This window comes from Azospirillum sp. UENF 211521, assembly GCF_058780535.1.
In genome coordinates this window covers 387597-400067 of the sequence record NZ_JBSNCF010000001.1, presented here as the reverse complement: position 1 = coordinate 400067, position 12471 = coordinate 387597, and the positions used below count along the sequence as shown (strand labels likewise).

At 69.2% G+C, this 12471-nt stretch carries 13 protein-coding genes; 6 read left to right on the top strand and 7 right to left on the bottom strand.

Features of this window, described 5'->3' with window-relative positions; translation table 11 throughout:
* Positions 1-116: 116 nt before the first annotated feature.
* On the top strand, positions 117-1850 hold the full coding sequence (locus ACWPN5_RS01850) for a methyl-accepting chemotaxis protein (protein ID WP_492293920.1): 1734 nt from the start codon (positions 117-119) through the stop codon (positions 1848-1850).
* 77 nt (positions 1851-1927) lie between these two features.
* Here the strand turns inward: ACWPN5_RS01850 and ACWPN5_RS01845 are convergent, their stop codons facing one another.
* From ACWPN5_RS01845 to ACWPN5_RS01825, 5 genes are all read right to left on the bottom strand, one after another.
* A complete protein-coding gene (locus ACWPN5_RS01845) occupies positions 1928-3163 on the bottom strand; it encodes an argininosuccinate synthase (protein WP_035669763.1) in 1236 nt (411 codons plus the stop codon).
* A gap of 279 nt (positions 3164-3442) precedes the next feature.
* Entirely contained in the window at positions 3443-3754 is a 312-nt protein-coding gene (locus tag ACWPN5_RS01840) for a hypothetical protein (protein WP_114857868.1), read from the bottom strand.
* Positions 3754-3990 (bottom strand): hypothetical protein, encoded by a 237-nt coding sequence (locus tag ACWPN5_RS01835; RefSeq protein WP_014238704.1) that lies wholly within the window; start codon positions 3988-3990, stop codon positions 3754-3756. The genes ACWPN5_RS01840 and ACWPN5_RS01835 overlap by 1 nt, the downstream gene beginning before the upstream one ends.
* 27 nt (positions 3991-4017) lie before the next feature.
* Complete coding sequence (rlmN, locus tag ACWPN5_RS01830) at positions 4018-5187, bottom strand: dual-specificity RNA methyltransferase RlmN (protein WP_145683340.1); 1170 nt, start codon at positions 5185-5187, stop codon at positions 4018-4020.
* Between the two features lie 78 nt (positions 5188-5265).
* Positions 5266-5814, bottom strand: a complete 549-nt coding sequence (locus ACWPN5_RS01825) for an invasion associated locus B family protein (RefSeq protein ID WP_145683333.1) — start codon at positions 5812-5814, stop codon at positions 5266-5268.
* Between the two features lie 416 nt (positions 5815-6230).
* On the opposite strand from ACWPN5_RS01825, the gene ACWPN5_RS01820 reads away from it, so the two are divergent.
* Together ACWPN5_RS01820 and ACWPN5_RS01815 are read left to right on the top strand one after the other, a co-directional pair.
* Positions 6231-6806 (top strand): sigma-70 family RNA polymerase sigma factor, encoded by a 576-nt coding sequence (locus ACWPN5_RS01820; RefSeq protein ID WP_145675768.1) that lies wholly within the window; start codon positions 6231-6233, stop codon positions 6804-6806.
* Positions 6803-7489, top strand: a complete 687-nt coding sequence (locus ACWPN5_RS01815; protein ID WP_145683326.1) for a ChrR family anti-sigma-E factor — start codon at positions 6803-6805, stop codon at positions 7487-7489. The genes ACWPN5_RS01820 and ACWPN5_RS01815 overlap by 4 nt, the downstream gene beginning before the upstream one ends.
* Before the next feature lie 57 nt (positions 7490-7546).
* Here the strand turns inward: ACWPN5_RS01815 and ACWPN5_RS01810 are convergent, their stop codons facing one another.
* Together ACWPN5_RS01810 and ACWPN5_RS01805 are read right to left on the bottom strand one after the other, a co-directional pair.
* Entirely contained in the window at positions 7547-8332 is a 786-nt protein-coding gene (locus ACWPN5_RS01810; RefSeq protein ID WP_492293916.1) for a class I SAM-dependent methyltransferase, read from the bottom strand.
* A 52-nt stretch (positions 8333-8384) separates the two neighbouring features.
* Entirely contained in the window at positions 8385-8969 is a 585-nt protein-coding gene (locus ACWPN5_RS01805) for an RNA methyltransferase (RefSeq protein ID WP_145683311.1), read from the bottom strand.
* Between the two features lie 128 nt (positions 8970-9097).
* Here ACWPN5_RS01805 and ACWPN5_RS01800 point away from each other — a divergent pair, with 128 nt between their 5' ends.
* The 3 genes from ACWPN5_RS01800 (at position 9098) to ACWPN5_RS01790 (ending at position 12445) form a co-directional block, all read left to right on the top strand.
* Positions 9098-10198, top strand: a complete 1101-nt coding sequence (locus ACWPN5_RS01800; protein WP_492293914.1) for an asparaginase — start codon at positions 9098-9100, stop codon at positions 10196-10198.
* Between the two features lie 56 nt (positions 10199-10254).
* Positions 10255-11106, top strand: coding sequence for an AraC family transcriptional regulator (locus ACWPN5_RS01795; RefSeq protein ID WP_145683296.1), 852 nt, complete (start codon positions 10255-10257; stop codon positions 11104-11106).
* A 100-nt stretch (positions 11107-11206) separates the two neighbouring features.
* Positions 11207-12445, top strand: coding sequence for a class I SAM-dependent methyltransferase (locus ACWPN5_RS01790; protein WP_492293911.1), 1239 nt, complete (start codon positions 11207-11209; stop codon positions 12443-12445).
* Positions 12446-12471 lie beyond the last annotated feature (26 nt).

The following is a 12471-nucleotide window of genomic DNA, read 5'->3' as shown; positions in this document are numbered from 1 at the left end:
TGAAACACATCGAAGCCGTCCAGGGCAAGACGCCGCCGTGACATCCACGGCGGTGCCTTGCCCACACACCGACCATAACCTTTTGGCGAAATATTTTTTCGCTAAAATGCAGCATAATGTTAATATATATCCTTCACAATGCATCGACTGGAAATGTCAACGCATCGTGGAATAAGCCGATGTCTACGGTCAAAGCACGCCTTTTGGTTGCCCTCTCTGTTCTGTGCTTCTTTCTTTTCGCGATTGCGGCCACCGGCTGGCTGGCCCTGGGGCAGTCGCACCGGGGCATGGAGACGGTGTTCAAGGACCGCGTCGTCCCGCTGCGTGACCTGAAGGTCGTCTCCGACATGTTCGCCGTCAACATCGTCGACACCACGCACAAGGTGCGCGGCGGCGCCGAGACGTGGGAGAACGGCCTCAAGTCCATCGATGCGGCGCTCGGCGAGATCGCGACGCGCTGGTCGGCCTTCACGGCCACCTCGATGAACGCCCGCGAAAAGGAACTGGCGAACGAGGCCGAACGCCACATGGGCAAGGCGCGTGACGCCGCGACGACCGCGCGCAGGCTGATGCAGGCCAAGGATCAGGCCGCGCTGGACGCCTTCGCGGTGTCCACGCTCTACCCCAGCATCGACCCGGTGGCGGCGGCCGTCGGCAAGCTGGTCGATCTGCAGTTGAAGGAGGCCGAGGCGGTGTATGAGCGGACCAACGCCGCTTACGACACCTCCCGCTGGATCCTGGGGATCGCGGTGCTGCTCGGCGTGCTGGCCGCCGCCTTCGCCGTGACGACGACTCTGTTCCGCGTGGTCGCCCCGCTGCGCGCCATGGCCGAACTGATGCAGCGCCTCGCCAAGGGCGACCTCGGCATCACCGTCGACGGCACCGACCGGATGGACGAGGTCGGCACGCTCGCCCGCTCGCTGGCGGTGTTCAAGGACTCCGCCGTCGCGAACCGCCGGATGGAGGAGGAGCAGCGCCAGGAGCAGGCCCGCAAGGAAGCCCGGCAGGCGCTCGTCGAACAATACATCGTCGGCTTCGACGGCACGGTGCACGCGACGCTGAAAATGTTGGCGTCGGCCGCCACCGAGATGCGCGCCACCGCGGAGTCCATGTCGTCCACGGCGGAGGAGACCAGCCGGCAGGCGTCAACGGTCGCCGCCGCGTCGGAGCAGGCGACCACCAACGTCCAGGCGGTCGCCGGGGCCACCGAGGAGCTGTCCGCCTCCATCACCGAGATCGGCCGCCACGTCGCGACCTCCACCACCATCGCTGGCAACGCCGTGGAGGAGGCGGCCCGCACCGACCGGACGGTCCAGGGGCTGGCGGAGGCCGGGCAGAAGATCGGCGAGGTGGTCGGGCTCATCAAGGCCATCGCCGACCAGACCAACCTGCTGGCGCTCAACGCCACCATCGAGGCCGCCCGCGCCGGGGAGGCCGGCAAGGGCTTCGCCGTTGTGGCTTCGGAGGTGAAGAGCCTCGCCAACCAGACGGCCAAGGCGACCGAGGAGATCGCCACCCAGATCCAGACGATCCAGGGGGTGACCACCGACACCGTCCGCGCCATCAAGACCATCGGTGCGACCATCGGCGAGATCAACGGCATCGCCACCACCATCGCCGCCGCGGTGGAGGAGCAGGGTGCTGCCACCGGCGAGATCGCCCGCAACGTCCAGCAGGCCGCCCATGGCACGACGGAGGTGTCGGGCAGCATCGTCCAGGTCCATCAGGCCGCGGTGGAGACCGGGTCGGCGGCTTCCCAGGTGCTGTCGTCGGCCGAGGAACTCAGCCGGCAGGCGGAAACGCTCCGCCTGGAGGTCGAGCGCTTCCTCGTCAACATCCGGGCGGCGTGAGCGCACCACGCAGCCATTGCAGAAACGAAACGAGGGGGCCGAAGCCCCCTCGTTCCACATCCGGAATGGTCTCGCGCTTACTTGACGTTCGCGCGGGCCATGGCGCCCAGGCGCAGGCGGAGCGCGTTCAGCTTGATGAAGCCTTCCGCGTCCTTCTGGTTGTAGACGCTGTCTTCCTCGAACGTCACATAGTCCATGCGGTAGAGGCTGTTCGGCGACTTGCGGCCGACGACCGTGACGTTGCCCTTGAACAGCTTCAGGCGGACCACGCCGTTCACCGGCTCCTGGGTCTGGTCGATCAGCGCCTGGAGCGCCAGACGCTCCGGGCTGAACCAGTAGCCGCAGTAGATCAGCTCGGCGTAGCGCGGCATCAGCTCATCCTTCAGATGGCCGGCGCCGCGGTCGAGCGTGATGCTCTCCATCGCGCGGTGGGCGGCCAGCAGGATGGTGCCGCCCGGCGTCTCGTACACGCCGCGCGACTTCATGCCGACGTAGCGGTTCTCGACGAGGTCGAGGCGGCCGATGCCGTTCTCGCCGCCCAGGCGGTTCAGCTCGGTCAGCAGGGCCGCCGGGGACAGGGCCTTGCCGTCGATCGCCACGGCGTCGCCGCGCTTGAACTCGACCTCGACATAGGTCGGGGTGTCCGGGGCCTTCTCCGGGGCGACGGAGCGGGTGTACATGTCCTCGAACGGCTCGACCCACGGATCCTCCAGCGCCTTCCCCTCGTAGGAGATGTGCAGGAGGTTGGCGTCGGTGGAGTACGGGGCCTCGCCGCGCTTGTCCTTGGCGATCGGGATCTGGTTCTTCTCGGCGTAGTCGATCAGCCGGGTGCGGCTGTTCAGATCCCACTCGCGCCACGGGGCGATGATCTTGATGTCCGGGCGGAGCGCGTAGTAGCCCAGCTCGAAGCGGACCTGGTCGTTGCCCTTGCCGGTGGCGCCATGGGCCACGGCGTCGGCGCCGACCTGGTTGGCGATCTCGATCTGGCGCTTGGCGATCAGCGGCCGGGCGATCGAGGTGCCGAGCAGGTAGGTGCCCTCATAGAGGGTGTTGGCGCGGAACATCGGGAACACGAAGTCCCGCACGAACTCTTCGCGCAGGTCGTCGATGAAGATGTTTTCCGGCTTGATGCCCAGAAGCTCGGCCTTCTTGCGTGCCGGCTCCAGCTCCTCGCCCTGGCCGAGGTCGGCGGTGAAGGTCACCACCTCGCATTGATAGGTTTCCTGCAGCCACTTCAGGATCACCGAGGTGTCGAGGCCGCCCGAATAGGCGAGCACCACTTTCTTGATCTGTTTGCCGGACGCACCGCTCATGGGACTACTCACGCGGGTGGGGAAAAATATCGGTGCCGGACAGTAGCCCTACGACCGATGCGAATCAATCGGTCCCGCTCATAAGTCCCCTCTCCCCTCTGGGGAGAGGGTTAGGGTGAGGGGGTTGCGCTTCTGCCGAACGTACCGAAACGCACATCCCCCTCACCGGCTCTCGGCGGATGCCAGAGGCATCCGCCTGCCGCCGTCAGCGCTGGCTTTCAGCCAGCGCGAGAGGCCCTTCGGGCCACCCTCTCCCCAGAGGGGAGAGGGCTGGGGCACTCAATCCGTCCCGGCGTCGGCCGCAACGGTGCTCTCCGCAGCGGGGCGGGCGGGCGCCCGGTCGACGAAGGGCCAGCGGATGTAGGCGTAGAGCCACATCGCCAGGATGTCCGCCCCGTTAATCAGCAGGACCAGCGCCCACAGCGGGCTGCGCCCGCCCTTGGCCAGCACCCAGCCGCCGAAGATCAGCTTCAGCATCAGCAGGATCGCCATGACAAGGTTCGCGGTCCACGGGTCGGTGGACATGATCGCCGCCCAGGGCTGCCAATAGACGGCGTTGAGCAGGGCGACGACGGAATCGAGCATCTCCATCACGCGGCCCTCCGCGCCTTGCGCGGACGCGCCGGCCCGTCGACCAGCACCCGCGCCGGCCAGCGCCGCACCGTCAGCAGCCCCAGCACGCCGACCAGCCCGATCACCGGCACGAAGATCACCAGCGCCCACCAGGGCGAGAAGCCCGCCCGGCGGAAGATGCGCATCAGCGGCCAGACCGCCGCGGCGTTGAACAGGAACAGGATCAGGCCGGGATCGACGGCGAACTCAGGCACGGAGCACTCCCAGGGATAGGTCCGGCCTTATCCGGCCAGCGCCGCGTCCTTCTCGGCCAGCACCTTCTCGATGGCGGCGCGGTCGGCGGCGGACAGGCGGACGGACGCGCTCTTCAACTGGCCGCAGGCGGCCATGATGTCCTCGCCGCGGGTGGTGCGGACGGGGCTGGCGTAGCCGGCGTTGTTGACGATGTCGCCGAAGACCTGGATCGCCCGGTCGGTCGAACGCTCGTAGGGGGCGCCCGGCCAGGGGTTGAAGGGGATCAGGTTGATCTTCGACGGGATGCCCTCCAGCAACTTGACCAGGGCGCGGGCGTCCGCCGGGCTGTCGTTGACGCCCTTCAGCATCACGTATTCGAAGGTGATGCGCCGCGCGTTGTTCAGGCCGGGGTAATTGCGGCAGGCGTCCATCAGCTCCTTCAACGGGTATTTCCGGTTGATGGGCATGATGATGTCGCGCAGCTCGTCCGTCACGGCGTGCAGGCTGACGGCGAGGTTGACGTTCAGCTCCTCGCCGCAGCGCTTCATGGCCGGGACGACGCCGGAGGTGGAGAGCGTGATGCGGCGCTTCGAGATCGAGATCCCGTCGCCGTCCATGACGATCTTCAGCGCCTTGGCGACGTTCTCGTAGTTAAAGAGCGGTTCCCCCATCCCCATCATGACGATGTTGGAGATCATCCGCCCGTCCGGCGGCGCCGGCCATTCGCCGAGCGCGTCGCGGGCCAGCATGACCTGCGCCACGATCTCCGAGGCGTCGAGGTTGCGCACCAGACGCTGCGTGCCGGTGTGGCAGAAGCGGCAGGTCAGCGTGCAGCCGACCTGCGAGGAGACGCAGAGCGTGCCGCGGTCCTCCTCGGGGATGTGGACGCTCTCCACCTCCTGCCCGTCGGGCATGCGCAGCAGCCACTTGCGCGTGCCGTCCACCGACTTCAGGTCGCGCACGACCGTCGGGCGGGCCACGGCGTAGCTCTCCGCCAGCTTCTCGCGCACCGGCTTGGCGAGCGTGGTCATCACCGCGAAGTCGGTCGCTCCGCGGTGGTAGATCCAGTGCCAGAGCTGGCGGGCCCGGAATTTCTCCAGGCCGACGGACAGCATTTCGGCTTCCAGCTCGTCGCGGGACAGGCCGACAAGGTTCTTGCGCCCGTCAGCGTCGGTCGCCGGCAGGGCAAAGGCAGCAGCATGGTTGGAGGCGCTCATGGCCCCCTAAATAGGGCCACGAGCGTCCGGAGTCAAAAGACGAAACGAGGAGCGACCAAGTGAAAAGACCAGCGCTGCTCAGCGCTTCACGCCGCAGGCTTGGTTGATCGCGTCGTAAGCCTGGGCGAAGCCGTCGGTGCCGTAGGTGTCGGTGGTCTTCGTGCCGCGGGCCGAAACCCCCTTCACCACCATGGACTTGCCCTTGGCGTCGCGCATCGCGGCGGTGACGGCCTTGTCGGTGTCGGCGTCGCGCGCCCAGGCGGTCTCGCCGTCGGTGAACAGCTTGAAGGACTTGCCGCCCACGTCCACCGTGGACTCGCTGTCCTTCTTCAGGGGATAGCCGACGACGACGCTGACGACGTCCAGCGCCTTCTCCGCCGGGCGGTGGGTCACCAGCACGTAGATGTCCCCGCGCTTGGCCGCGGCGGGTTCCTTCTTCTTGGGCTGGCTGGACATGTAGCAGACCTTGTGCCCGCCTTCGTCGAAGGCGAAGGCGTTCCAGTCCTTGAAGGACCCCAGCAGGCGCGGATCGGCGGCGCTGGCCGTGGCAACGGTTGCGGCGAGGATCGGACCGGCCAGAAGCAGAGCGGCGCCGGCGGTGCGACGGATGGTGCGAATGGGCAACATCGGTTGGCGAAGGCTCGAATGGTTTCGCGGACGGGTTCGGGAGTGGGGCGGACCCTACCCCAATTCGGTGAGGCTTTCCAGGGCCGCCGCCCCCTCCCGGCGGCGAAGTCACGGGTTGTCCCAAAGCCCGGTCCTGCAATCGATCGCTCGATTTCGTATCGAAAGCCGGTGATCCGATGGCCGGCGGGGTGCGTAGAAGGCCCATCGAACGCCCGACGGAACGCCGCAGCCCACCCATGACTCCCTTGGCCGCCCGACCACACGACGGTGCACAGAACGCGGAGGAGCGCCAAACACGCTTTGCAGCGGGGCGCCCCGCGCACCATGTGTTGCGGGGCCTGCCTTCGTGCGCACAGCCCCTGAGCGCACAGACGGCGTGCCCGACGACGTGCCAGAAGACGTGCCCGAAGACGTGGATGCAGGATCTCGGTTCCCCAGCCGCCGGCGCCGACCGGACGTTCGAAGAGCTGCTGACCGCGGTCGGGCGGGACCGCGACCGCACGGCCTTCGCGGCCCTGTTCGGTCATTTCGCCCCGCGGCTGAAGGCCTATCTGCGCCGCCAGGGCTGTGACGCGGGTGGTGCGGAGGAGTTGGTGCAGGACGTGATGCTGTTGGTGTGGCGCCGCGCGGAGACCTACGACCCGAGCCAGGCGTCCGCCGCCACCTGGATGTTCACCATCGCCCGCAACCGGCGGATCGACGCGCTGCGGCGGGAGCAGCGGCCCGAGATCGACCCCGCCGACCCCACCCTGGTGCCCGACCCGGTGGAAAGCGCCGACGACGGGGTGGCGGCGCGCGAGACCGCCGGACGCCTGCGGGCCGCGCTGAGGACCCTGCCGCCGGAACAGGCCGACCTGCTGCGTCTGGCCTATTTCGAGGACAAGCCGCACAGCCTGATCTCCGCCGAACAGGGCATACCGCTGGGCACCGTCAAGTCGCGCCTGCGGCTGGCCATGGAACGGCTGCGCAAGGCCATGAGGGACTCCCAATGACCGTGCCCACCCACCATCCCGGCGACACCCTGCTGATCGACTACGCCGGCGGCGCTCTGGGCGAGGCGGCGTCGCTGATCGTGGCGACCCATCTGGCGTTGTGCCCCTGCTGCCGCCTGAACGTCGCCGAGATGGAGGCGGTCGGCGGCGCCCTGCTGGAGAGCATCGAGCCGGAGGAGGTCGATCCCGCCTGCCTGGAAACGGTGCTGGCCCGGCTGGACGACCTGCCGCCCCTGCCCCGCGTGCCCCGCCCGAAGCTGGTCTGCCAGCCGGCCGAGGTGCCGCTGCTGCCCGAACCGCTGCGCCGCTACATCGGCGGCGACCTGTCGCGCCTGCCCTGGAAGCGGCTGATGCGCGGCATGGACTGCTACGACATCCCGCTGGGCTCCGGCTCCGGCTACGACTCCGAACGCCGCGGCAAGGCCCGGTTGATGCGGCTGGCCAGCGGCGTCGGGCCGCCCCACCACACCCACCGCGGGATCGAGCTGACGCTGGTGCTGGACGGCGGCTTCACCGACGATCTCGGCCAGTTCGCCCGCGGCGACCTGTCCGTCGCCGACGACTCCGTGCGCCACCGCCCGGTGGCCGACGAGGAGGGCTGCCTGTGCTTGGCGGTGACCGACGCGCCGCTTCGTTTCACCGGCGCGCTGGGGCTGATCCTCAACCCCTTCGTGACGTTCTGAGGCTCGGGGCAGGGCTCGCGGCTGAAGGGCGACGGGAGCGACCATCGTCCAACCGCGTCACTCGATGCGCACGATGTTGACCGACCCGTCCACTCCCTTGTCGAAGCGGTAGCTGCCGCCCTGCGCGGCCATCTGGTTGAAGACGTCCACCACCCGCCGCGACCGGGCCGCCTGATGGGCGTGGAGGGCCAGCAGTTCCGGATGGACCAGCCCCATGCAGGACAGCGGCAGCCCTTTCCCCCGCATGGCGGCCAGAGCCGGGTTGGCGGCGATGCCGTCCGGACTGGCGAAGATCACCGTGTTCTGGCGGTACCAGAACTCGACGGACGGATCGGCCCACAGGATTGGCCGCAGGATGTCGAAGGCCTCGTAGCCGCGCGACAGGAACTTTCCAGCCCAATGGCTCTGCCACTGCTCGTTGATGTGGCCCTTGCCCCCCTGGCCGGGGATGGCGGCCCCGAACAGCACGACATCGCCATGGCGGCAAAGATCGTCGACGAAGCCTTCCGCCCGCTCTTCCGGCAGATGCTCGGCCACCTCCAGCGACAGGACGAGGCCGAACCGCCGCCCCAGCTCGAAGGGCTGCGACAGGTCCTGGGCGCGGAAGCGGGACGGATCGATGCGCAGACGGTCGCGGCGCACATAGTCCCCGTCCACCCCCTGGATGTCCGCGATCCCCGCCTCCGCGAAGGCCCGCAGGAAGGTGCCGACCCCGCACCCGACGTCGAGGACCGAGTCCGCCCCCACCCAGCCCAGCACCAGCGGCGCGATGACCCGCGCGGAGCGGAGCGACCCCTCCTCCTGGATGTCGTAGAAGCGGTCGTCGTAGAGCGGGTCGGACATCGAACGTCTCCTTCGCGGCGTGGCGGTTCCTGGACCGTGGAGGCTTTCCGGATCACTCGTCGTCGCGGACGACCACCGGCTTCTGGATGCCGCGCATGCGGCGGCGGCGCTCCGGGTTGCGCATGATCTGGCGACCGTGCTGATGATCGCGCAGCGGCTCCGTCGGGCCGCCGACGCGCACCGGCCGTTCGGCGAAGCGGCCCAGGCTGATCATCCGGTCGTACATCACCAGCGCGCCGGCCACCCCGACGTTGATGCAGAACTTCATGGGGATCTTCACCGTGAAGTCGCAGCGCTCCAGCAGCGGTTCGGACAGGCTGCCGCGCTCCGGCCCCAGCACATAGGCGGCGCGCGTCGGGTGGCGGAAGCTGGGCAGCTCCACCGCGTCCTCGGTCAGTTCCACCCCGACGAGCTGGCAGTCCTTGGGCAAGGCCAGATCGGCCACCCGGTCGTAGACGTAGAGCGGCAGATGCTCCGCGGCGCCCGAGGTGTCGACGATGTGCGCCTCGTGCAGGTCGGGTTCCGGGTCGATGGCGAAGAAGAAGGAGGCGCCGAAGGCGTGGGCGGAGCGCATCAGGTTGCCGACATTGCCCGGCTTGCTGATCCGCTCCACCCCGATGGCGAAATATCCACGCATGGCTTGCACAATCACTCGTAGTTTCGGCCCGCGCATGGCGCGGATCGGCGGCGAATCAGCCATGATCCGGCGGGTCCGATGGTGCGACACCTTGCCTCGCGACCCGGAGAGAGGCAAGCTCTCCACCCATGAGCCACGACCATTCCTCCTGCTGCGGCGGCCACGGTGACCACCACGGCCACGCCGACCATCACCACCCCGCCGAGGGGCACGCCGACCTGTCCGGACCGCCGGAGGCGCCGATCCTCGTCGAGGTGACGCGCGGCGGCATGGTGGAATCCGTCCATCGCGGGCGCGCCTGCATCGTCGATTCCGACGGGCGCGTGCTGGCCCAGTGGGGCGACATCCAGGCGCCGGTCTACCCGCGCTCCGCCATCAAGTCGATCCAGGCGATCCCGCTGGTCGAGACCGGCGCGCTGGACTCCTACGAGCTGGGCGACCAGGAGCTCGCTCTGGCCTGCTCCTCCCACCATGGCGAGATCCGCCACACCCGCATCGCCGAGGCCTGGATCAAGCGCATCGGCCTGACCGTGGACGACTACGAGTGCGGGGCGCATCTGCCGACCGACACCGACACCGCCCACGAGATGATCCGCAACGGCGAGACGCCGACCGCCTTCCACAACAACTGTTCCGGCAAGCACGCCGGCTTCCTGACCACCGCCCTGCACAAGGGCGAGCCGACCAAGGGCTATGTCCGCTTCGACCACCCGGTGCAGCAGCGCATCCTGGGCGTGATGGAGCAGATGACCGGCCAGGACCTGTCGCAGGCCCCCTGGGGCGTCGACGGCTGCGCCATCCCGACCATCGGCATCCCGCTGGGCGCCATCGCCTACGCCATGGCCCGCATCGGCGACCCCAAGGACCTGCCCGACTCCCGCGCCGAGGCGGTGGCCCGCATCCGCCGCGCCTGGCGGTCGCACCCGCACCTGATCGCCGGCAAGGACAGCTTCGACACCGGCATGATGCAGGCGGCGGGCGGCCTGGTGCTGGTCAAGGGCGGGGCCGAGGGCGTGGGCTGCGCCGTTCTGCCCAAGCAGGGGCTGGGCATCGCCCTGAAGATCGACGACGGCACCCCGCGCGCCCGCGAGGTCGCCCTGGCCGCCCTGATCCGCGCCACCAAGGTGCTGTCGGACGAACAGTGGGCGCGGGCCGACCAGCTCATCCACCAGCCGGTGACCAACCGCAACGGCCTGGAGGTCGGCGTGGTCCGCCCGGCGGAAGGCTGAAGGTCCGCAAGCGCGATCAAGCGGCCCTCGGCTAGGGTGCCGGGCATGGAGGACCCATGACCAAGCCCGACACCCTGCTGGACTACGGCCGCCGCATCGCGCGTGTCATCGACCACATCGCCGCCCATCTGGACGAGACTCTGGAGTTGGAACGGCTGGCCGCCGTCGCCTGCTTCTCGCCCTATCATTTCCACCGCATCTACCGCGCCATGACGGGGGAGACGGTGGCGGACACGCTGCGGCGGCTGCGCCTGCACCGGGCCGCAGGCGACCTCGTGAAGGGCGGAGACGGCATGGCGCAGGTCGCACGGCGCGCCGGCTACGGCAGCGTGGAGGCGTTCACCCGCGCCTTCGGGCAGGTCTACGGCCTGAGCCCCGGCGCCTACCGGCGGCAAGGCCGCCTGGTTCCTCCATCCGACCAACCACCGGACGAGGAGCGAAGCATGCACGACGTCATCATCCGCGACCTGCCGCCGCTGCGCCTTGCAGCCATGGCCCACAGCGGCCCCTACATGGACATCGGCACGGCCTTTGAACGGCTGTACGCCTGGGCCGCCGCCCGCGGGCTGATGGGACCGCGAGTGCGCGCCTTTGCGGTCTATTACGACGACCCGGAATCCGTCCCCGCCGACCAGCTCCGCTCCGAAGCGGCCTTGCTGCTCGACGGGCCGATCCCCGAGGACGGCGCCGTCCATCCCCTGGAGGTCGCCGGAGGCCGCCACGCGGTGCTGGTCCACAAGGGGCCCTATGCGGAGCTGGAACGCCCTTACCGCTGGCTCTACCGCGACTGGCTGCCATCGAGCGGCCATGCGCCGGCCGACCGCCCCTGCGTCGAGGAATATCTGAACAATCCCCGCACTCTTCCCCCCGAGGAGTGGCTGACGGAGATCCGGTTGCCTTTGGCGTGAGAGGAGGCGGAGGGGAGGTGTTCCTCCCCTCCGCCTCCCCCAAGGCCGTTCCATTGATGCTATGGTCCGGCACCCGTCCACCTGACCGGTTGCCCGATCCATGAGCATCGACACCCTGCGCGCCCAGTACGAAGCCTTCCCCTATCCCGCGCGCAACCCCGCCGACGAGAAAAAGCGCCTGATCACCGGATCGCCCAGCCATCTGGACGAGGTGAACCACAACGTCTTCGGCGGGCGCCTCGACCACGCCGTGCCCCTCCGGGTTCTGGTGGCCGGCGGCGGGACCGGCGACGGGACGATCATGATCGCCCAGCAACTGGCCGACGCCGGCAATCCGGGCCGCGTCACCTATCTCGACCTCTCCGACGCCGCGCGGGACATCGCCGAGGCGCGGGCCACGGCGCGCGGGCTGACCAACATCGACTTCCGCCGCGGCTCGCTGCTCGACCTCGGCGGGCTGTTGGAGGAGGGGGGGCCGTTCGACTACATCGACTGCTGCGGCGTGCTGCACCATCTGGACGAGCCGGCGGCGGGCGTCCGCTCGCTGGCTGGGGCGCTGAAGCCGGGCGGCGGGATCGGGCTGATGGTCTACGCGCCGTACGGGCGCACCGGCGTCTATCCCATGCAGGCGGCGCTGCGCACCATCGCGGCGGACCTGCCGCCGAAGGAACAGGTGGCGCTGGCCCGCCGGCTGATCGAACGCCTGCCGACGTCCAACTGGCTGCTGCGCAACCCCTTCATCAACGACCACAAACAGGCCGACGCCGACCTCTACGACCTGCTGCTGCACTCCTGCGACCGGCCCTTCACCGTGCCGGAGCTGGCCGAGCTGGCCGCGGCGGGCGGTCTCGCCATCGCCGCCCTGGTGGACCCGTACCGCTACGACCCCGCCGTCTGGGTGAAGGACCCCCGCCTGCTGAAGCGGCTCGAAGGGCTGTCCCGGCTGGAGCGCGCCGCCTGGGCCGAGCAGGTCACCGGCAGCATGACCAAGCACATCGCCTATCTCGTCCGTCCCGAGGACGCCGAGGGTGCGGTCGCCCGCCCGGACGGGCCGGAGGTGGTGCCGGTGCTGCGCGACCTCGACGGTACCGCGGTGGCCAAGGGCCTGCCTCCCGGCGGCGTGCTGGAGGCGGAGCTGATGGGCGCCGTCGTCCCCCTGCCCCTGCCCCGTCTGGCCGGGCCGATCCTGGCGCGGGTGGACGGGCGGACCAGCCTGGGCGCCATGCACCAAGCGGTGGCGGAGAGGGCCGGGCCGCTGGCCTGGGACGCCTTCCTGGCGCAGTTCATTCAGCTTTTCACAGCGCTGAACGGCGTCGGCAAGATGTATCTGCGCCGCTGAGCGCGTCACGGCCCCTGACGTCGGGG